Here is a 21,294-nt window from a genome sequence, read left to right on the forward strand (position 1 = left end):
ACCTACCGATAGAGTCGCAGCACCCTCATATCCGGTCGTCGCCGTACAGAAAGGTGCGCTCCGATGTCCGAGCATCATCTGCCGTCCCAGCTAGAGGTCTCCCCGGAGGCCCCCGACCGCAACCTGGCCCTGGAGTTGGTCCGGGTCACCGAGGCCGCCGCCATGGCCGCCGGGCGCTGGGTGGGCCGCGGCGACAAGATCGGCGCCGACGGCGCCGCCGTGAAGGCCATGCGGACCCTCGTCTCGACCGTGTCGATGAACGGCGTCGTCGTCATCGGCGAGGGCGAGAAGGACGAAGCCCCCATGCTGTTCAACGGCGAACGGGTCGGCGACGGCACCGGCGCCGAGGTCGACATCGCGGTCGACCCGATCGACGGCACCACGCTCAACGCCAAGGGCATGCCGAACGCCATCGCCGTGCTGGCGGCGGCCGACCGCGGCGCGATGTTCGACCCGTCCGCGGTCTTCTACATGGACAAGCTGGTCACGGGGCCCGAGGCGGCGGACTTCGTCGACATCAACGCGCCCGTCTCGGTGAACATCCGGCGTGTGGCACGGGCGAAGAACTCCATGCCCGAGGACGTCACGGTCGTCATCCTCGACCGCCCCCGGCACGAGGGCATCGTCAAGGAGATCCGGGAGACGGGCGCGCGGATCAAGTTCATCTCGGACGGCGATGTCGCCGGCTCGATCATGGCGGCCCGCGAGGGCACCGGCGTCGACCTGCTGATGGGCATCGGCGGGACGCCCGAGGGCATCATCTCGGCGTGCGCCATAAAGTGCCTCGGCGGTGTCATCCAGGGCAAGCTCTGGCCCAAGGACGAGGCGGAGCGGCAGCGGGCGCTGGACGCGGGCCACGACCTGGACCGGGTGCTGTCGACCGACGACCTGGTCAGCGGCGACAACGTGTTCTTCGTGGCGACGGGGATCACCGACGGTGAGCTGATGCGCGGTGTGCGGTACCGCGCGGAGGAAGCGACCACCGAGTCGATCGTGATGCGGTCGAAGTCCGGCACGATCCGGACGATCTCCTCGACCCACCGGCTGTCGAAGCTGCGCGCCTACAGCGCCATCGACTTCGACCGCGCGAAGTAGCCGGTAGCCGATAGCCGGTGGCCGAGGACAGCTGAGAGGGAGGGGGTGGGGGAGCGAACGGTCGCTCCCCCACCCCCTCCCTCTTCGTATGACGCTCAGCCCGCCGCGGCTATGTGCTCGGCCGCCGTCGCGGCCGTGAGCTCGATGTCCCGCCGTCGTCGCCGGGCCAGCGCCACCCGGCGCTCGGCCGCGGTGAGCCCGCCCCACACCCCGTACGGCTCGGGCTGCATCAGCGCGTGCTCCCGGCACTCCACCATGACCGGGCACCGGGCACAGACCCGCTTCGCGGCCTCCTCGCGGGCCAGCCGGGCGGCGGTCGGTTCCTTCGAGGGGGCGAAGAACAGGCCCGCCTCGTCACGGCGGCAGGCCGCCTCGGAATGCCAGGGGCCCGCATCGTCCTCCCGAGCGGGGGTCCGCTGGGCCGGAACGGCGGCGACCTGCAGAGGCTGATGCGGCGGTTGCAGCACGGTCTACTCCTGACGACGGCTACGGCTTCGCGAGCGAGAGACGATGCAGCACTCCCTACCCGCTGTGCGTACGCCTATGCACTGAGTGGCACCGGCGCGCGGCGCACCGCATTGCGCCCTGCGGCATTCTGGCCGATTACCGAAGGGCGTCCGCCGTGCCGTATTCAGTGGCCGAAGTGCTTGCGCAACCGATTCTGGAGGTCGGCGACGAACTTGCCGCGCTTCGGACGTGCTTCCACGCTTCCGAACACGGAATAGCCATTCACCACGACGACCGGTGCTTCCGGGTCCGCCGATTCGAGCGTCCGCACCTCGAAACTGCCGAACACGCCCGTTCCGCTGCCGCGCAGCGAGATGTTCTCCGGCACTCTGATGTCGACACTGCCGAAGATGGACGTCGCATTGATCACCGTGAGGCGTTGGCCGAAAAGCGCTTCGGTCAGATCGATCTCCACACTGCCGAAGAGCGAGAAGGCGTTCGTCCGGCCGCCGACCCGCCAACGGCCCTTGCGGGTCGCGCTGCTGAAGACCGCGACGAGATTGTCCGCGGGGCCGCCCGGGGCCTCGGGGCCGTAGGTGTACGGATGCGGGTTCGGGCGCGCGGCGGCGGGGTCGGAGGTCGCGGGCAGATCGCGGACCAGCGGCTGGAGTTCGCCGACGGTCTTGGCCCGGTAGACCAGGTCCACCCGCTCGGCGTGCTCCTCCGCCGTCAGGCGGCCCTCGGCCATCGCTTCGCGCAGGATGTCCGCGAAGCGGTCACGGTCGGCGTCGGAGGCGCGGATCGTGTCGCCGTCCAGGACATCGGCGGGCGGCGGGACGGCCGGCGCGACAGGCTGTTGAGGCTGCTTCTCTAGGTCCACGGACTCAGCGTACCCAAACGCGATAGATCGCGACTACCCCTTCAACCGGCGCGCCCCGGCCCCCGAGCCCCGGCCTCCGGGCGGGTGTCCAGGTGAGCCTTACCTCACAGGATCGGACCGGAGGCGGCGTTCTACCCTGGTGGATGCGCTGCCCAAGGGAGGTCAGCCGCTGTCGCCGAGTGAGGAATGGCCGTAATGCCAGAGTTTGCGTACTCCGATCTGCTCCCCCTGGGAGAGGACACCACGCCGTACCGTCTGGTGACCGCCGAGGGTGTCTCCACCTTCGAGGCCGACGGCCGCACGTTCCTCAAGGTCGCCCCGGAGGCGCTGCGCACGCTGGCCGCCGAGGCTATGCACGACATCTCGCACTATCTGCGCCCGGCCCACCTGGCGCAGCTGCGGCGGATCGTCGACGACCCGGAGGCGTCCTCCAACGACAAGTTCGTGGCGCTGGACCTCCTGAAGAACGCGAACATCGCCGCCGCGGGCGTCCTGCCGATGTGCCAGGACACCGGTACGGCGATCGTCATGGGCAAGCGCGGGCAGAACGTGCTGACCGAGGGCGGTGACGAGGAGGCCCTGTCGCACGGGATCTTCGACGCGTACACCAAGCTCAACCTGCGCTACTCGCAGATGGCCCCGCTGACCATGTGGGACGAGAAGAACACCGGCTCCAACCTCCCGGCCCAGATCGAGCTGTACGCCACCGACGGCGGCGCGTACAAGTTCCTGTTCATGGCGAAGGGCGGCGGCTCGGCCAACAAGTCGTTCCTCTACCAGGAGACGAAGGCCGTCCTGAACGAGACCTCCATGATGAAGTTCCTGGAGGAGAAGATCCGTTCGCTGGGGACCGCGGCCTGCCCGCCGTACCACCTGGCGATCGTGGTCGGCGGCACGTCGGCGGAGTTCGCGCTGAAGACCGCCAAGTACGCCTCCGCGCACTACCTGGACGAGCTGCCCGCCGAGGGCTCCCCCACCGGGCACGGCTTCCGGGACAAGGAGCTGGAGGAGAAGGTCTTCGAGCTGACGCAGAAGATCGGGATCGGCGCGCAGTTCGGCGGCAAGTACTTCTGCCACGACGTGCGCGTGGTGCGCCTCCCCCGGCACGGCGCGTCCCTGCCCGTCGCCATCGCCGTCTCCTGTTCGGCGGACCGCCAGGCCACCGCGAAGATCACCGCCGAGGGCGTCTTCCTGGAGCAGCTGGAGAAGGACCCGGCGCGCTTCCTCCCCGACACCACCGACGAGCACCTCGACGGGGCGGGCGGGGACGTCGTGGAGATCGACCTCAACCGGCCGATGGACGAGGTGCTGGCCGAGCTGACCAAGTACCCGGTCAAGACCCGGCTGTCGCTGACCGGCCCGCTGGTCGTGGCGCGCGACATCGCGCACGCCAAGATCAAGGAGCGGCTGGACGCGGGCGAGGAGATGCCGCAGTACCTGAAGGACCACCCGGTGTACTACGCGGGCCCGGCGAAGACGCCCGAGGGGTACGCCTCCGGCTCCTTCGGCCCGACGACGGCCGGCCGCATGGACTCCTACGTCGAGCAGTTCCAGGCGGCGGGCGGCTCGAAGGTGATGCTCGCCAAGGGCAACCGCAGCAAACAGGTCACCGACGCCTGCGACGCGCACGGCGGCTTCTACCTCGGCTCGATCGGCGGCCCGGCGGCCCGCCTCGCGCAGGACTGCATCAAGAAGGTCGAGGTCGTCGAGTACGAGGAGCTCGGCATGGAGGCGGTCTGGCGGATCGAGGTCGAGGACTTCCCCGCGTTCATCGTGGTCGACGACAAGGGCAACGACTTCTTCACCGAGCCCGCCCCGGCGCCGACGTTCACCAGCATTCCGGTGCGGGGCCCGGGTCTCGGCTGACCTCGTCCCGTACGCCCAGGAGCAGGGGCCCGTCCGCGCGGACGGGCCCTTCGCGCGTTCTCGGCCGTCCGGCGGGCTGGGCCATCCGGCGGGCTGGGCCATCCGGCGGGCTGGGCCATCCGGCGGGCTCAACCGTCCGGCGGGCTCAACCATCGAGCGGGCTCAGCCGTCCAGCAGGCCCGAGGTCGCGACCAGATAGCCCAGCTGCGCCCGGCTGTTGCTGCCCAGCTGCTCGGAGACCTTGCGCATGTGCTCGGCGACGCTGCGGCGGCTCATACCGATCCTGCGGGCGATGGAGGCGTCGGTCTCGCCGTTGACGACGGCCTGGAGGATCGCGCGCTGGAGGTCGGAGGTGACGACGGGGGTGCGCAGCGGCGCGCGTTCGGGGCGGACGGGGACCGCACGGGACCACGCCTCGTCGAAGTGGCGGACCAGGAAGCGGACCAGGGACGGGTGCTGGACGCGCAGGGCGCTGTGCGGTTCGTCGGAGAACGGGATGAAGGCGAGGTCCCGGTCGAAGACGATGAACCGGTCCGCGACCTCGGCCAGGGTCCTGATCTCGGCGCCCTCGGCGGTCACCTGCTCGATGTAGGCGAGCGTGGTGCGGTCCGAGCGGACGGTGTGCTGGTAGAGGGTGCGCTGCCGGATTCCGCGGCGCAGGTTGCCCAGATCGCGCGGGAGCGACTCCTCGAGGACGTGGGCCGGGCGTCCGCCGCCGGGGTGGGCGGTGCGGACCTCGGCGCGGCACCCACTGACCCCGGCGTCCAGGGCCTTGCTGATGACGGCCTCGCCGGAGAGCCGGGTGAGGGCGGGGCGCTCCTGCCGGTGCACCTCGGTGTAGAGGCCCTCGAAGGCGGCGAGGGTGGCGCGGGCGGCGCGCAGCGTGCGGCGCTGCTCGACGATCGCCTCCTCGATCGGGGCGAGGGCGGCGAACGAGGCGGTCTCCGGCGGTACGGGGATGAGATAGCCGGGTGAGTCCTGGTCGGCCACCATCAGGTGCAGGGACCGCAGGCAGGGGGGCGCGGCGCCGGCCGGGAGGCTGCCCTCCGTCAGCGCACGGCGATAGGTCGCGAGCGCCGCCTCGCAGGGTTGTTCCGGTATCGACCGGTCCGAGGGTGATTCACGGCAATCACATACCGGTGAGGCGGAATGATCGTCCTTCACAAGGATGCAGATTACCTTTGTGCAATGGGCAGCCCGCCGCCCGGCACCCGCGCTCAAGGAGGATGTCCGGGTGACATCTGGAATCGACAGCACGGACGGGCCGGCGGCGGACGAGGCGGACGGCGGCTCCGGCAATGCCCGGGAGACCGCGGTCTCCGAGCGCCGTTTTCGATTCCTCGTCGCCGGCTATGCGGTGTCTTCCTACGGCACGTTCCTGAATATGGTGGCGCTCAATCTCTTCGTCTACGAGACGACGGGACGGGCGCTGGCCATGGGGCTGTTCATGGCGGTGCGGCTCGCCTCCGGATTCGTCGCCGGTCTGGTCGTGGGCGGTCTGCTCGCCCGTTTCAGCGCGAAAAGCATCATGCTGTGGTCGAACGTCGGGCAGGGCGCCGTGATGCTGGTGCTCATCCTGGCTCCGGACGGTCTGCTGACCGGGGCGCTGATGGCCGTCTCGGTGGTGATCGGGGCGTGCGGGACGCTGTTCATGGTGGCGTTGCGCAGCTCGATCCCGGAGATGGTCGGCGAGGACCGCAGGGCCTGGGCCAACTCCCTTTCGATCACCGGCCGTTCGCTGGCGATGGTGGCGGGGTTCGCCTCGGCGGGCGTGGTGGTGTCCCTCGTCGGGTACACCGCCGCCTTCCTGGTCGACATGGCGACCTTCGTGGCCTGTGCGGTGACGGTGGCCCTGCTGCCGATCGCGGGCGGCAAGGGCGCGGGCAGCGCCTCGGGGGCCGGGAAGGACGCCTCCGCGCGGGCGGACGCCGGCCCGGCGGCGAAGGACGGCAAGGACGGCCGGGGCGGGCGGCGGTGGACGCCGGTGGCCTTCCTCGCCCTCGCCGCCGCACCCGGCCTGGGCCTGATGGTGGCCCTGCGCGGGGTCGACGCCTTCGGTTCCTCGTCCCACAACGCGGCGCTGCCGATCTACTCCACCTCGCTGGACGCGTCGAACCCCGCGGTGTTCGTCAGCGCGTTCTGGTGTACGTGGGCGCTCGGCAACATCGGGGCCCAGCAGGTGATCCAGCGGTACGCGCAACGCACGGGCCGCTCCGTGGGGGCGCTCGGATTCGGCTACGGAACGGTGGTGATGTCGGCGGCGTTCATCGCGGCGTTCGCCGGACTCCCGCTGGCCGTGACGGCGGTGATCGCGCTGATCGCGGGGGCTGCCGACGGTCTCACCGAAGTCGCGTACACCTCGCATCTCCAGACGCTTCCGGCCACCTTGCGCGGTCACGCCTTCGGTCTTTCGGCCACCTTCGAGAACCTCGGTTTCGGCATCGGCATGATCCTGGTGGCGGCGGCTCTCGACCGGTTCTCCCCACTGACTGTGGTGGGCTGGTCCCACGGCGCCGCCATCGTCGTCGCCGTGGTGTTCCTGCTGAGGGTCGCGGCGGTGCGGCGGGCGGAGCATGCGGGGCGGCGAAAGGAAGAGTCAGTTGAGGGACGACCGGATCGCGGTGATCGGGACGGCGCTGAGGTTTCCCGGGGCTGACACCCCCGAGGCGTACTGGCGCGACATCCGGACGGGCACGAGCCGCGTACGCCGGTTCACCCGGGCCGAGTTCGCCGCGGCCGGGGTCCCGGCGGCGGAGTACGAGCAGCGGGGGTACGGCGGGGCGAGCGCGCTCCTGAGGGGTGTGGACGGCTTCGACGCCGGGTTCTTCGGGATGAGCGGCCGGGAGGCGGAGCTCACCGATCCGCAGCAGCGGCTGTTCCTGGAGTGCTGTTTCCACGCCCTGGAGGACGGGGGCTACGCGGGCGGCGAGGACCGTGGTGCGGGCGGCGACGGCGGCTCCGTACGGATCGGGGTGTACGGCAGCTCCGGCTACCGTCTGTACTCGCTGCACAGCTATCTGGCGGAGAACCTGGCGGCCGAGGCCCGCTCGGGCGACTGGCCGACCGCCAAGCAGGTCCAGGTCGGCAACTACCCCGACTTCACCGCCACCCGGGCGGCCTTCCGGCTCGGCCTGACCGGGCCCGCGCTCACCGTGTCCACGGCCTGTTCCAGCGCCCTGGTCTCGGTCCATCTGGCCTGCCAGGCGCTGCGCGCCGGGGACGCCGACCTGATGCTGGTGGCCTCCGCCGCCCTGCATCTGCCGCAGGTCACCGGCCAGACCCCGGTGAAGGGCTCCACCCTCTCCCCCACCGGCACGGTCCGGGCGTTCGACGCGGACGCGGACGGCACGGTCGGGGGGAACGGGGCCGCCGCCGTCCTCCTGAAGCCCCTGGAGCGGGCGCTGGCCGACGGCGACACCGTGCACGCGGTGATCCTGGGCTCGGCGGTCACCAACGACGGCTCGGACAAAGGGGGGTTCGCCGCCCCCGGGGTCGCCGGGCAGCGGGACGCGGTGCTCGGGGCGCTGCGTTCGGCGGGCGTGGACGCGACGTCGATCGGCTATGTGGAGGCGCACGGCACGGGGACGTTGAAGGGTGACCCGATCGAGTTCGCCGCCCTGACCGAGGCGTTCCGCGCGCACACCGACCGGACCGGCTTCTGCGCGCTCGGCTCGACGAAGCCGGCCATCGGCCATCTGGACAGCGCGGCGGGGCTCGCGGGGCTGCTCAAGGCCGTCGAGGTGGTGCGGCACGGGGTGGTCCCGCCGCTGGTGAACTTCTCCCGGCCCAACCCGGCGCTGGCGGTGGACGACAGCCCCTTCCTGCTGCCGGTGCGGGAGCGCGCCTGGCCGTCGGCCGGGGTGCGGCGAGCCGGTGTGCACTCCATCGGCATGGGCGGTACGAACGCTCATGTGATCCTGGAACAGACGCCGGAGGCCGCGGAGAGGACGCGCGCCGACGCCCCCGCGCCCGCGCTGCTGCCGGTCTCGGCCGCCGACCGGGACGCGCTGCGGGCGTACGCCACCGCGCTGCGGGACCGCCTGGCGGGCGAAGAGCCCCCCTCCCCCGCCGATCTGCTGACCACCACCGCGCTCGGGCGGCGGCTGTTGCCGCACCGGCTGGTCGTCACCACGGCGGACCCGGTGGCCGGCCTCGACGCGTTCCTGTCGGGAGCCCCGGCGGGCGCGGCGTACACGACCGGGGTCGTCGACGGCGTACGGGATCCGGAGCCGGTGTTCCTGTTCAGCGGGCAGGGCGGCGGACGCCCCGGCATGGGCGCGGAACTCGCCGCCCGCTTCCCGGTGGTGGCCGAGGTGCTGGAGTCCTGCGCCCGGGTCCACGCGGAGGAGACCGGCCGGGACGACTTCCTGGACCGGATCGTCGGCGGGCGGGGCCCCGGGCAGTGGGACACCGCCTTCGCGCAGCCCGCCCTGTTCGCCCTCCAGGTCGCCCAGGCCCGGCTGTGGGAGCGGCTCGGGATCACCCCGGCCCGGGTCGCCGGGCACAGCGTCGGCGCGTACGCGGCCCTGTGCGTGGCCGGGGCGCTGGACACCGACGACGCGATGCGGCTGGTGTGCGGGCGCGGGCGGCTGATGCAGGAGCTGGCGGCGCCGGGCGCGATGGTCTCCGCCCTGGTCCCCCGGAGCCGGGTGCGGGAGCTGCTGGCCGCCGTCCCCGGGCTGGAGCTCGCCGTGGTCAACGGGGCGGCGCACCATGTGCTGGGCGGCCCCCCGGAGGCGGTGGAGGCGGTGCGGGCACTGCTGGTGGCGCGGGGGGAGCCGCATGAGGTGCTGGCGGTGGACCGGGCGTTCCACACGGCGCTGCTCGACCCGGCCCTGGAGGAGTTCCGGGTGCTGGCCGACAAGACGGAACTGCGGCCGCTGCACACGGAGTTCGTCGACGGAATCGACGGCACGGTCCGCCCCGCCGGGTGGCGGCCGGACGCCGCGTACCTGGTCGCGCAGGCCCGCCGTACGGCCGACTTCGCCGCCGTCCTGGACCGGCTGGCCGGGTCCCCGCTGCTGCTGGAGCTGGGCCCGTCCGCCGTGCTGACCGGGCTGGTCCGCAGGTCGCTGCCGGAGGCGCTCTGCGTGCCGACCCGGCCGTGGGAGCGGGCGGTGGCCGCACTGCACTGCGCCGGGGCCGGGGTGGACTGGGCCGCGCTGCTCGACGGCTGCGGCGGCCGGCGCGTCCGGCTGCCCACGTACCCCTTCCAGCGCCGCTCCCACTGGCGGGGCCCGGCCCCGTACGCACCCCCGGCACCGCTCACGGAGCCGCCCGCCCCGCTCGGCGGGACCGCTCACCCATCCCCACGCTCCCCGGAGGACCGCATGACCGAACAGGCCGTACTGGAAAGAGTGTTGGAGCTGACCGCGCGCCATCTCGGCCAGCGGCCCGACGAGGTCTCCGCCGACCGCACCTTCGTCGGCTCGGGGGCGGACTCACTCCAGCTCATCGGGATGGTGCGGCAGCTGGAGGCCGAGTTCGGCACGGAGATCAGCATGCGGGAGGTCCTGGAGGAGGCGGGCACACCCCGGCTGACGGCCGCGCTGATAGCCGGGCGGACGGCGCCCGCGGCGGCCCGCCCCGCCGAGGCGGCGCACGCCACGCCGCCGGTGGCCGACGAGCCCGGGTACGCCACCCGGGCGGAGGTCGCCGCCCTGTCCGAGCAGATACGCCAACTGGCCGAGACCCAGGCGGCGATGCTCACCCAGCTCTCCGAGGCCGTCGCACTGCTGACCGCCCGCACCGGCACGGACGCGCGATGAGCGCGACGCCAGGCGGGTCGGCCGACGCCGTGGCCAGAGCGGCTGAGCTGTCCCGCAGGCTCACCGACCAGCTCGCGGCGGCCCGCGGCGGGGCCCCGGCAGCGGACGCGAGGCCCGACCCCGGGCAGACCGCGCACGGCCCCCGTCTCGTCGTCGACGCGGCGGGCGGGATGGCCGGGGAGGGGGCCGACGAGCGTCAGCGGGCGCACACCGCCTCCCTGATCCGGCGGTTCACCGAGCGCACCCGGACCTCCAAGGAGCTGGCCGGGCACCACCGTTCGGTGCTCGCCGACAGCCGGGCCGTCGTGGGGTTCCGCAACGCCACCAAGGAGATGCTCTACCCGATCGCGGCGAGCTCCGCGCACGGCTCCCGTCTGACCGACGTGGACGGCAACACGTACACCGACATCACCATGGGCTTCGGCGCCCTGCTCCTGGGCCATGAGGCGGAGCCGGTCACGGACGCCGTGCGCCGCCACCTCTCCGGCGGGCTGCGCTTCGGGCCCCGGTCGCCGGACACCGGGGAGGCGGCGGCCCTGCTCGCCTCGCTGACCGGGATGGAGCGGGTCGCCTTCGCCTCGTCCGGCACGGAGGCGAACTCGGCGGCGATCCGGCTGGCGCGCGCCGCGACCGGGCGCGACAAGGTCGTCATGTTCCGGGGCTCGTACCACGGGCACATCGACTCCGTCCTCGGCCGGCCGGGCGGTCCCGGCCGGCCCGCCGTGCCCGTCTCGCGGGGCATCCCGGCCAGCGCGGTGGCGGAGCTGATCGTGCTGGAGTACGGGACCCAGGAGGCCCTGGAGACGATCGACGGGCTCGGGGACACGATCGCCGCCGTGCTCGTCGAGCCCGTGCAGTGCCGCAATCCGGGGCTGCGGCCGGTGGAGTTCGTCCGGTCGCTGCGCGAACTCACCGCCCGCCGGGGCATCGTGCTGCTCTTCGACGAGATGCTGACGGGACTGCGGCCGCACCCGCGCGGCGCACAGGAGCACTTCGGGGTGGTGCCGGACCTCGCCACGTACGGCAAGGCGCTCGGGGCCGGCTTCCCGATCGGCGCGGTGGCGGGGCGGGCGGATCTGCTCGACGGGGTGGACGGCGGGTTCTGGCGGTACGGGGAGGCCGGCGGGCCCTCGCGCGAGACCACGTTCATCGGCGGCACCTACATGCAGCATCCGCTGTCGATGGCGGCGGCCCGCGCGGTGCTCACCCACCTCACCGAGCGGGGCCCCGGGCTCCAGAGCGGGCTGAACGCCCGCACGCAGGCGCTCGCGGACCGGCTCAACGCCTTCTTCCGCGACGAGGAGTTCCCGCTGGAGCTGGCCCACTTCGGGTCGATGTTCCGGTTCCGGCACCGCGCCGACCTGGAGCTGCTCTACCACCACCTCCAACTGCGCGGGGTGTACGTCTGGGAGTGGCGCAGCTTCTACCTCTCCACCGCCCACACGGACGAAGAGGTGGACCGGGTCGCGGAGGCGGTGGAGGGCTCGCTGCGGGAACTGCGCGACGGCGGGTTCTTCCCCCGCCCCGCCCGCCCGGCGGCCGTGAAGCGGACCGAAGTACCGCGCCCGGCACCCGACTTCGGCGTCTACTTCTTCGGCGACTACCCACAGACCGCCGAGAGCGCCGAGACCGGCGGGGCCGGCGGGAGCGGCACCCCGCAGGCGTACGACACCGTCTTCGAGACCGCGCGCTTCGCCGACGAGCGCGGCTTCTCCTCCGTCTGGCTGCCCGAACGGCACTTCGACTCCTTCGGCGGGATCTTCCCCAACCCCGCCGTGCTCGCCTCCGCCGTGGCCCGGGAGACGGAGCGCATCCGGATCAACGCGGGCTCGGTCGTCCTGCCGCTGCACGATCCGGTGCGGGTCGCCGAGGAGTGGTCGGTGGTCGACAACATCTCCGGCGGCCGGGTCGGCATCGGCTGCGCCACCGGCTGGCATGCCCGGGACTTCGCCCTGCACCCGGACCGGTTCGCGGACCGGCGGCGCATCGCCTTCGACCACCTCGACGAGGTGCGCCGGCTGTGGCGCGGGGAAGCGGTGCGGCGGCGCACCGGCGAGGGCACGGAGGCGGAGATCCACATCCGCCCGCGCCCGGTGCAGGAGGAGCCGCCGTTCTTCCTGGCCACCTCCGGGCAGCGCGCATCGTACGAGGACGCGGCCCGGCGCGGGCTCGGGGTCGTCACCAACCTGATGAGCCAGACGGTGGACGAGCTGGCCGCGAACGTCGCGCACTACCGGCGCACGCGTGCGCGGTGCGGTCTCGACCCGGCGGCCGGGCGGGTGACGGTCCTGGTGCACACGTATCTCGCCGACGACCACGCCACCGCGCGGGCCGAGGCGCTGGAGCCGATGGTGCGGTATCTGCGGTCCGCGCTGCTGATGCGCTCGGCGGCCACCGCGGCGGGGCAGCGGCGCGAGGACGTGGCGGCGGCGAGCGAGGAGGACCTGGACTACCTGTTCCGCCGGGCCTACGACCGCTACTGCGACCAGCGGGCCCTGATCGGCACGCCGGACAGCGTCGCCCCGTTCGTGGCCGCGCTGCACGGGGCCGGGGTGGACGAGATCGCCGCCCTGGTCGACTTCGGGATGGACCGGGAGCGGCTGCGGTCGGGGCTGGAGCGGCTGGACGTCCTGCGCCGCCGGACGCGGGAGCGCGATGCCGGGCTCGGGGACACGGTCGCGCCCGCGACCTCGGCGCAGCGCCGGCTGTGGCTGGCCGCGCAGTTGATGGAGAACCCGGCGGCGTACAACGAGACGCAGGCCGTACGGCTGCGCGGGCCGCTGGACGTGGCGGCGCTGCGGGCGGCGGTCGACGGGGTGGTCGAGCGGCACCCGGGGCTCCGTACGGTGTTCCGGGGCGCGGACGAGGCGGGCGTCGTCCAGGTCGTCCGCGAGGGGCTCCGCATCCCGTTGGCGGTGTCCGACGCCCGGGGGCAGGGCCCGGAGGAGGCGGTCGCTGCGCTGCTCTCCGAGGAGAGCCACCGGGCCTACGACCTGGCCGAGGGGCCGCTGTTCACGCCCCGGCTGCTCCGGCTGGCGAAGGACGATCACGTCCTGGTCCTCGGTATGCACCACATCATCACGGACGCGCACTCGGCCGCCCTGGTCGCCGGAGACCTCCAGGAGCTGTACACGGCGGCCCGCGCCGGACGGCCGCCGGTCTTCGAGCGGCCCGCCGGGACGACCGTCGGGGCCCCCGAGCCGCCGCGTGACGCGGCCGGCCTGGCCTGGTGGCGCGAGCTGCTGGGCGAGGGACCGCCGGTACTGGCGCTGCCGACGGACCGGCCGCGCGGCCGCCGGGTGGCGGGGCGCGGCGGTGCGGTGGTCCGGACCGTGGACCGGGAGCGGGCGGCGGGGCTGCGGGAGTGGAGCGGGCAGCAGGGCGTGACCCTGTTCGCCACCCTGTGCACGGCCTGGCAGCAGGTGCTGCGGCGGCGGTCGGGGCAGGACGCGTTCCTGCTGGGCACGACGTTCGGGCGGCGCCGGCCCGAGACGGCTGACGCGGTCGGCTTCCATGTGGCGCTGCTGCCGCTCCTGCTGTCCGCCACGGACGCGACCTCGCCGGCGGAGGCCGCACGGGCCACCGGCCGGGCGCTGTTCGCGGCGGACGAGCACAGCGGGGTGGACCTGGACGCGCTGCTGGCAGCCGTCCATCCGGACCCGGGGAATCCGCGGCCGCTGGTGACCGTTTCGGTCGATCTGGACCGTGCGGCGCTGGCCGGAATCGATCTGCCGGGGCTGCGGGCGCAGGAAGTGGCGGCCGGGACGGAGTCCGCGCCGCTGGAGCTGGCGCTGATGGCCACCCTCGCCCGGGACGGGGGCCTGCGGCTGCGACTGCGCTACGACGCGGACCTGTTCGAGGCGGCGACGGCGCAGGGGTATCTCGCGGAGCTGGCCGAGCGGTTGGACGCTCTGACGGCGAGCCCCGGTCCGGTCGCCGCCGCGGACTCCGGACCGGGCGCGGCCGCCGGTACCGCCGGGCTCCTGCGCGAGGTCTGGGAGTCCGTCCTGGATCTGCGCGGCTTCCCCGCGGAGGGCAACTTCTTCGACCTGGGCGGCAATTCGATCGCCGCGATCCGGCTGGTGAACCGGGTCCGGGACACCCTGGGCGTCGACTACCCGCTGGCGGACTTCTTCGCCGACGCCAGCCTGCGGGCCATGACGGAGCAGTTGGCGGGCGGGGACCCCGATGCGGCCGAGGCAGCCGGGGAGCCGGTGGCGGCAGAGACGGGCGAGGACCCGGAGGCGGCGGAGGCGGCCGTCGACCGCGCACCCGTCAGCGACCAGCAGGCCCGGATGATCGCCGGGCACCACGCCGTGCCCGACCCCGCCGTGTGGAACGTGCCGACGCGGATCACGTTCACCGGGGCGCTGGATCCGGCGGCCCTGCGGTCCGCCGTGTCCGAGGTGATCGCCCGGCACGACGGGCTGCGGACCCGGTTCGCGCAGGAGGGCGCGCCGGACGGGCCGTGGTGGCAGGAGGTGACGGCGGCAAAGCCGGTGGCGCTGCCGGTGGAGGACCTGACCGCACGGCCGGCCGGTGAGCGGCAAGCCCGTGCGGACGCCCTGTGCCGGGCGGACGCGGCGGCCCCCTTCGACCTGGGCCGGCCCCTGCTGCCCCGGGTGCGGCTGCTGCGGGTCGAGGAGGACCGCTGGGAGCTGATGTTCGTCCTGCACCACATCTGTGCCGACGGCTGGTCGCTGTCCGTGCTGCTCGCGGAGATCGCCGCCCTGTACACGGCGGCCGCCGCGGGCGTCCCGCACGGCCTGCCCGATCCGGCGATGCAGGCGCCCGGGTACGCCCGGTGGCAGCGGGAGCACCACGATCCCGACGCCGAGGCGGAACGGGCCGCGTTCTGCGCCCGCTATCTGGACGGGGTGCCGGCCGCCGTCCCCGTACCGACGGACCGACCGCGTCCGCAGAAGCTGAGCGGGCACGGGGACACGGTGCGCGGGGTCGCGTCGGGTGCGGTGCGGGCGGCGGTGGAGGAGCTGGCGGCCGACCGGCGCACCACCCCGTTCGCGGTCGCGGCGGCGGCTCTCGGCGTGTTCCTGACCCGGCTTTCGGGGGAACCGGACACCTTGCTCAGCGTGCCGTACGCCAACCGCGAGGGCACCGCTTCGGAGTCGCTCGTGGCGATGACGTCCACCGCGGTGATGGTCCGCGTACGACTGGATTCAGCCAATTTTGACGAGAGTTGCGCGGAGCTCGCGGTCCGTACGGGCACGGGCGCGCTCGGTGCCATGGCGCAGGTGCTGCCCACCGCACGCATCATGCAGGCGATGCGGGACGCGGGCGCTGTCAGCGTCCCCGACCGGGTGCCGCACGTCCTGGCGTTCCAGAACTCCGTCGACACGGACATCGAGATCCCCGGCCTCCGGGTCGAGGTGGCCGATCTGGCACCGCCGCTTTCCCGCAGCGAGCTGTGTTTCGGGCTTGCGCCGCGCCGGGACCCCGCGAAGGGTTATCGAACGTTCCTGGAATTCTCCACCGACCTGTGGGATCACCAGACCGCCCACGACCTTCTCTCGTCGTACACCGACCTGCTCGCGGAGTTCTGCGCCCGCCCCGACCGACCGGTGCGGGAACTCCTCGATGCGCACCCTTCTCAGTCACTGCCGAACACCGGAAAGGCGGACGCCGTATGACTCCGGCCCCCCACCGCAGCCACACCGACGACCTGCTCTCCTTCATCGCCGCCAGCCCCTCCCCCTACCACGTGGTGGCCGGCGCGGCCCAGCGCCTGGAGAAGGCCGGCTTCCGCGAACTGCGCGGCACGGACGACTGGACGGGGGCGACCGGCGGCTGCTTCGTCAGCCGCGCCGGTGCGCTGATCGCCTGGTACGTCCCCGAGGGCGCGCCCGCCCACACCCCGTTCAGGATCGTCGGCACCCACACCGACTCCCCGAATCTGCGGATCAAACCCGCACCGGACACCGGGTCCGCGGGGTGGCGGCAGATCGGGGTGGAGATCTACGGCGGGGTCCCGCTGAACACCTGGCTCGACCGGGATCTGGGCATCTCCGGCCGGCTCGCGCTGCGCGGCCCCGACGGGGTGCGCAACCGGCTCGTCCAGATCGACGAACCCCTGCTGCGGGTGCCCCAGTTGGCCATCCACCTGGACCGTTCGGTGAACGAGGGCGTGGTGCTGGACCGGCAGCGGCACATCGCGCCGATCTGGGCGCTGGGCGAGCCGCGGGAGGGCGAGCTGCTGCGCCGGGTCGCGGCCGCCGCCGGGGAGGACCCGGCGGACGTGCTGGGCTGGGATCTGATGCTGCACGATGTCCAGCCGCCCGGATACCTGGGCGTGGACCGGGAGTTCGTGGTCGCCTCCCGGCTGGACAACCAGGTCTCGGTGCACGCCGGGGTGACCGCGCTGGTGGACGCGGCGACGGGAGCCACCCAGCCCTCGTTCGTGCCGGTGCTGGCCGCCTTCGACCACGAGGAGGTCGGCAGCGGTTCCGAGACGGGTGCGCAGAGCCCGCTGCTGGAGCGGATCCTGTCGCGGTCCGTCTCCGCGCGCGGCGGCAGCGAGGAGGACTGGTCGCGGGCGCTGGCGGGCGCGTTCTGCATCTCGGCCGACATGGCGCACGCGGTGCACCCCAACTACGCGGAGCGGCACGACCCCGACCACCGCCCGCTGCCGGGCGGCGGACCCACGGTCAAGGTGAACGTCAACCAGCGGTACGCCACCGACTCCACCGGCATCGCGGTGTTCCGGGCGGCCGCCGAACGGGCCGGGGCCCCCTGGCAGCCGTTCGTCTCCAACAACGCGATGCCCTGCGGCACGTCGATCGGCCCGCTCACGGCGGCCCGTCTCGGCGTCACCACGGTGGACGTCGGGGTGCCGGGGCTCTCGATGCACTCGGCGCGCGAGCTGTGCGGAGTGGACGACCCGGGCTATCTCACCGCGATCCTCACCACGATCATGGTCGGGGACTGACAGGCCCTCCCGGGCTTCTCCGACCAGCGCGGGATCCGGACGAACAGCAGAGAACAGGAACGACCGTGGCCGACGAAGAGACCGTCCTCATCTGCCTGCCCTTCGCCGGGGCGGGCCCCTCCTTCTTCACGCCCTGGCAGCGGCTGGCGCCGGCGGGTCTGCGGATCCTCCCGGTGTCCCTGCCGGGCCGCGAGAAGCGGTTCCCCGAGCCCGCGTACACCTCGGTGGCCCCGGCCGTCGACGACGCGTACGCGCAGCTGACGGCGGCTCTCGCAGGAGAGGACGGAAGCGGCGGCCCGGTCGTGCTGTTCGGGCACAGCATGGGCGCGGTCCTCGCGTACGAACTGGCGCACCGGCTCGAGCGGCCGGGCGGGGCGATCCGCCTGGACGCGCTCGTCGTCAGCGGCGCGCCCGGTCCGTGGACGCCGCGCACGGACCGGGCGGGCGGGCTGCCGGACGAGGAGTTCGCCACCCGGGTCCGGGCGTTCGCCGGGTACGACCATCCGGCGCTGGCTGACCCGGAGATGCGGGAGCTGCTGCTGCCGACGCTCCGGGCGGACGTCCAGCTCCACGAGACGTACGCCCCGTCCACGGACCGGCCCCTGGGCGTGCCCGTCGTCTCGGTCCGGGGGCGGGACGACGCCCTGGTCGGGGCGGCGGAGGCGGCCGAGTGGGGCCGGGCGACGACGGGGAAGCTGACCGTGGCCGAACCGGCCGGCGGGCACATGTATCTCACCGAACGGCCGGGCGCGCTGCTGGAGCTGGTGGCCGCCGAGGTGCGCACGGCGAGGGGCCGGTGAACCGCGGCGGCGGAGCGCCGCTCGCCGGGCGGACGGCCCTGGTCACGGGGGCGGCGCGCGGTCTCGGCCGGGCCTGTGCGCTGGCCCTCGCCCGGGAGGGTGCGGACCTGGTGCTGCTGGACGTGGCGGGCGAGCTGCCCGGGGTGCCCTATCCGCTCGGTTCGGCCTCGCAGCTCGCGCACACCGCGCGCCTCTGCCGCGAGGCGGGGTCCGCCGTGCTGACCCGGCAGGCCGACGTCCGGGACCTGGCGGCGCTCCAGGAGGCGGCGGACGCGGCCGAGGAGCGCTTCGGGCGGATCGACGTGCTGGTCAACAACGCGGGGATCGCCGCCCCTTCGGGCCGCCCGGCGCACGAGATCACCGAGGCCGAGTGGCAGCTGATGATCGATGTGGACCTGGGCGGCGCGTGGCGGGCGATCCGTGCGGTGGGCGGCCGGATGGCCGCTCAGGGGTCCGGTTCGATCGTCAACATCGCCTCGACGGCCGGGCTGGTGGGCTACCGGCACTTCGCGGGGTATGTCGCGGCCAAGCACGGGCTGGTCGGCCTGACGAAGGCGGTGGCCCTGGACTACGCGCCCCGCAAGGTCCGGGTCAACGCGGTGTGTCCGGGCTCGGTGCGGGACGACGAGGCGATGGAGGGCCGGATGCTGGCCGAGATCGCCCGCTCGCTGGAGGTGCCGGTCGCCGAGCACGAGACGGCCTTCGTCCGGGACCAGCCGATGAACGCGCTGGTGGAGCCGGGTGATGTGGCGGACGCCGTGCTCTGGCTGGCCTCGGACGCGTCCCGGCAGGTGACCGGCAGCGTCATCACCGTGGACGGCGGTTTCACCGCCCGCTGACCGCCGTTCTCCCTTCCCCGGTCGAGGAGTTGCGCACGTGCCGCCTGCTTCCCATCACACCCTGACGGTCCGCCTGCCGCCGACCGCCGCCGACACCGCGCTCCGCGCCGTCCTTGCCACGGCGGCGGAGCGGTGGTGGCCCGGGGAGCGCCGCCCCCGGCTGTGGACGGAGGCCGTGCCCGCCCCGGCCGGATCCGACGCCGCCGCCCGGCGGCGCGCGGCCGAGGCCCGCCGCCCGGTCGCCCCCGGCCACCGGCTGCGCGCGGTGCTGCTGCGGTACGCGGACGAGCGGGGTCAGGAGGCGGCCGGGGGCCCCGACCTCGTGCTGACCGCCGACGGAGCCGCGCTGGACGCCCCCGCGCTGCGGCTCGTCGCCCGGGTGCTGCGGGGCGACCTGGCCCCGGACGCGGTGACGCCGGTCGACGGGCCGCTCCCCCTGGACCTGCGCCTGGACGAGAGGACCCGGCGGCTCGCCTCGGCGCTCGCGGTCACCGTCGGGCGGTACGAGGGCGCGGTCACCGTCCGCGTCGCCGTGCCCGTACCCGCCCGGGACCGGTCTCCGTACGCGCTGGGGGCGCTCGACGGGTACGCGGTGTTCACGGCGGACCTCTCCCCGGGACGCACGGTCGCGGATCTGCTCGCCACCGAGCCGGCTGCCCCGGCCGAGGGCGACGAGCCGCCCGTACCGGGTCTGGTGGCGGGCGACGGGGCGGCCGTGCTGCCGGCCGGCCCGGACCGGCTCCCCGTACCGGCCCACCACGTGGAGCGGGTGCTCCGGCAGTTGACGACCCGCCCGCCCAGCACGCCGCTGTCCGCGCTGAATCCGCTGAGCGAGGCGGAGTCGGCGGAACAGCCGGCCTTCGGCGCGCCGCGCGAGGCGCCGGCCCCCCTCCGCGTCGACGAGGCCTTCGCCGCGCAGGCCGCCGCCCGCCCGGACGCCCCCGCGCTCACCGCCGGGTCCACCACCCTCTCCTACGCCGAACTCGACGACCGGGCCGAGGCGTTGGCCGACGGGCTGTACGCCCACGGGGTCCGCCCCGGCGATCTCGTCGGGCTCTGCCTGCCCCGCTCGACGGATCTGGTGGCGGCGATGCTCGCCGTGCTGAAGGCGGACGCCGGCTACGTACCGCTGGATCCGGAGCATCCGGCGGACCGGCGGGAGCGCACCGCGCGGGACGCGGGGATCCGGCTGACGGTCCGGGACCCGGCCCCGCTCATCGGCCACCCGCCCCGCCCCGCCGCCGAGCGGCAGGGGTCCGACGCCCCCGCGTACGTCATCCACACCTCGGGCTCGACCGGTCGCCCCAAGGGCGTCCTCGTCCCGCACGCCAACGTCACGGCCCTGGTCGGCGCGGTCCGGGACGACTTCGGCCTCTCCCCCGATGACATCTGGACGTGCTTCCACTCGGCGGCGTTCGACTTCTCGGTGTGGGAGATCTGGGGCGCCCTGCTGACGGGCGGGCGGCTGGTGGTCGTGGACCACTGGACCACGCGCTCGCCGCAGGACTTCCACGCCCTGCTGGTACGGGAGCGGGTGAGCGTGCTGAGCCAGACCCCGTCGGCGTTCACCCAGCTCGCGGCGGCCGACCGGGCCGCGCCCGGGGCGGTGGGCGTCCGGCTGGTGGTGCTGGGCGGCGAACCGCTGGACGCCCGCCCGCTGCTCGACTGGTTCGACCGGCACCCGGAGGACCGCTGCCGGCTGGTCAACATGTACGGGATCACCGAGACGACGGTCCATGTCACGGCGGCCACGGTGACCCGCCGCGAGGCGCTCGCCGGATCCCGGTCGGTGGGGCGGCCGCTGCCCGGCTGGTCGGTGCGGGTGCTGGACCCGCACGGCCGGCCGGTGCCGCCGGGCGCGCCCGGGGAGATCCATGTGGGCGGGGCGGGCGTGGCGCTGGGCTATCTGAACCGGCCCGCCCTGACCGCCGAACGCTTCGTCCCCGACCCGCGGGGCGGCGGCCGGCTCTACCGCAGCGGGGATCTGGGGCGGCTGCTGCCGGACGGGTCCCTGGAGCACCTGGGCCGGATCGACGACCAGGTGAAGGTGCGGGGCTTCCGGATCGAGCCGGGCGAGATCCGGCACGTGCTGCTCGAGGACCCGGCGGTGTCGGCGGCGGCGGTCACCGTGACCGGCGGCGCGGACGGGGACGCGGCGGCCGTGCGGATCGACGCGTACGTGGTCCCGGCCCCGGGAGCGGGCGAGGACCCCGGCCCCGTACGGGAGCGGGCGGCGCGGCTGCTGCCCCCGCACATGGTGCCCGCGACGGTGACCGTGCTGCCGGCCCTCCCCCTCACCGCGAACGGCAAGCTGGACCCGGCCCGGCTGCCCGCGCCCGGAACCCGCCGGACCCCGGCCGCAGCGCCCGGCGAAGCGTCCCACGAGGCCGGTCCCGCCGCCGTCCTCGCCGCCATCTGGCGGGAGGTGCTCGGCGTCGAGGCGATCGGCCCGGACGACGACTTCTGGGACCTGGGCGGCAATTCGCTGTACGCGATCCGGATCGGCGCGCTCGCCCGGGAGCGCGGGCTGCCCGGTGTGCCGCTGCGCCAGCTGTATCTGACGCCGACGCTGGGGGCGCTGTCCGAGGCGCTGGCCGCGCAGGCGTGAGCGAGGGGGCGGCCGACGCCTCGGCGGCGTGAGCGAAGGGGCGGCCGC

At 74.1% G+C, this 21,294-nt stretch carries 12 protein-coding genes; 9 read left to right on the plus strand and 3 right to left on the minus strand.

The genetic code is table 11. The features are described 5' to 3' along the window. The first annotated feature begins 63 nt into the window (after positions 1 to 63). Positions 64 to 1,095 (plus strand): class II fructose-bisphosphatase, encoded by a 1,032-nt coding sequence (gene glpX / locus ACH4UK_RS10480; protein ID WP_097870696.1) that lies wholly within the window; start codon positions 64 to 66, stop codon positions 1,093 to 1,095. 95 nt (positions 1,096 to 1,190) lie between these two features. Here the strand turns inward: glpX and ACH4UK_RS10485 are convergent, their stop codons facing one another. Then, positions 1,191 to 1,562 (minus strand): WhiB family transcriptional regulator, encoded by a 372-nt coding sequence (locus ACH4UK_RS10485; RefSeq protein ID WP_398355614.1) that lies wholly within the window; start codon positions 1,560 to 1,562, stop codon positions 1,191 to 1,193. Positions 1,563 to 1,726: 164 nt separating this feature from the next. After that, the gene (locus tag ACH4UK_RS10490; RefSeq protein ID WP_398355615.1) at positions 1,727 to 2,422 is read right to left on the minus strand and encodes a DUF1707 domain-containing protein; all 696 of its coding nucleotides are present in this window, start codon (positions 2,420 to 2,422) and stop codon (positions 1,727 to 1,729) included. Positions 2,423 to 2,617: 195 nt separating this feature from the next. Here ACH4UK_RS10490 and ACH4UK_RS10495 point away from each other — a divergent pair, with 195 nt between their 5' ends. Next, positions 2,618 to 4,288, plus strand: coding sequence for a fumarate hydratase (locus ACH4UK_RS10495; RefSeq protein WP_398355616.1), 1,671 nt, complete (start codon positions 2,618 to 2,620; stop codon positions 4,286 to 4,288). Between the two features lie 162 nt (positions 4,289 to 4,450). Here the strand turns inward: ACH4UK_RS10495 and ACH4UK_RS10500 are convergent, their stop codons facing one another. Further along, positions 4,451 to 5,452 carry a LuxR C-terminal-related transcriptional regulator gene (locus ACH4UK_RS10500; protein WP_398355617.1) on the minus strand — a complete coding sequence of 334 codons (1,002 nt, stop codon included), beginning with the start codon at positions 5,450 to 5,452 and terminating at the stop codon, positions 4,451 to 4,453. Between the two features lie 82 nt (positions 5,453 to 5,534). On the opposite strand from ACH4UK_RS10500, the gene ACH4UK_RS10505 reads away from it, so the two are divergent. From ACH4UK_RS10505 to ACH4UK_RS10535, 7 genes are all read left to right on the plus strand, one after another. Next, positions 5,535 to 6,944, plus strand: a complete 1,410-nt coding sequence (locus tag ACH4UK_RS10505) for an MFS transporter (RefSeq protein WP_398355725.1) — start codon at positions 5,535 to 5,537, stop codon at positions 6,942 to 6,944. Continuing rightward, entirely contained in the window at positions 6,889 to 10,056 is a 3,168-nt protein-coding gene (locus ACH4UK_RS10510) for a type I polyketide synthase (RefSeq protein ID WP_398355618.1), read from the plus strand. The genes ACH4UK_RS10505 and ACH4UK_RS10510 overlap by 56 nt, the downstream gene beginning before the upstream one ends. Beyond that, positions 10,053 to 15,704 (plus strand): MupA/Atu3671 family FMN-dependent luciferase-like monooxygenase, encoded by a 5,652-nt coding sequence (locus ACH4UK_RS10515; RefSeq protein WP_398355619.1) that lies wholly within the window; start codon positions 10,053 to 10,055, stop codon positions 15,702 to 15,704. Before ACH4UK_RS10510 ends, ACH4UK_RS10515 begins: the two co-directional genes overlap by 4 nt. Further along, complete coding sequence (locus tag ACH4UK_RS10520; protein ID WP_398355620.1) at positions 15,701 to 16,999, plus strand: M18 family aminopeptidase; 1,299 nt, start codon at positions 15,701 to 15,703, stop codon at positions 16,997 to 16,999. The genes ACH4UK_RS10515 and ACH4UK_RS10520 overlap by 4 nt, the downstream gene beginning before the upstream one ends. A gap of 65 nt (positions 17,000 to 17,064) precedes the next feature. Further along, positions 17,065 to 17,799, plus strand: coding sequence for a thioesterase II family protein (locus ACH4UK_RS10525; protein WP_398355621.1), 735 nt, complete (start codon positions 17,065 to 17,067; stop codon positions 17,797 to 17,799). Further along, entirely contained in the window at positions 17,796 to 18,638 is an 843-nt protein-coding gene (locus tag ACH4UK_RS10530; protein WP_398355622.1) for an SDR family oxidoreductase, read from the plus strand. The genes ACH4UK_RS10525 and ACH4UK_RS10530 overlap by 4 nt, the downstream gene beginning before the upstream one ends. A 37-nt stretch (positions 18,639 to 18,675) precedes the next feature. Next, entirely contained in the window at positions 18,676 to 21,246 is a 2,571-nt protein-coding gene (locus ACH4UK_RS10535) for an amino acid adenylation domain-containing protein (protein ID WP_398355623.1), read from the plus strand. Positions 21,247 to 21,294 lie beyond the last annotated feature (48 nt).

It is taken from the genome of Streptomyces sp. NPDC020884 (assembly GCF_044333935.1).
Classification (GTDB): Bacteria; Actinomycetota; Actinomycetes; order Streptomycetales; family Streptomycetaceae; genus Streptomyces.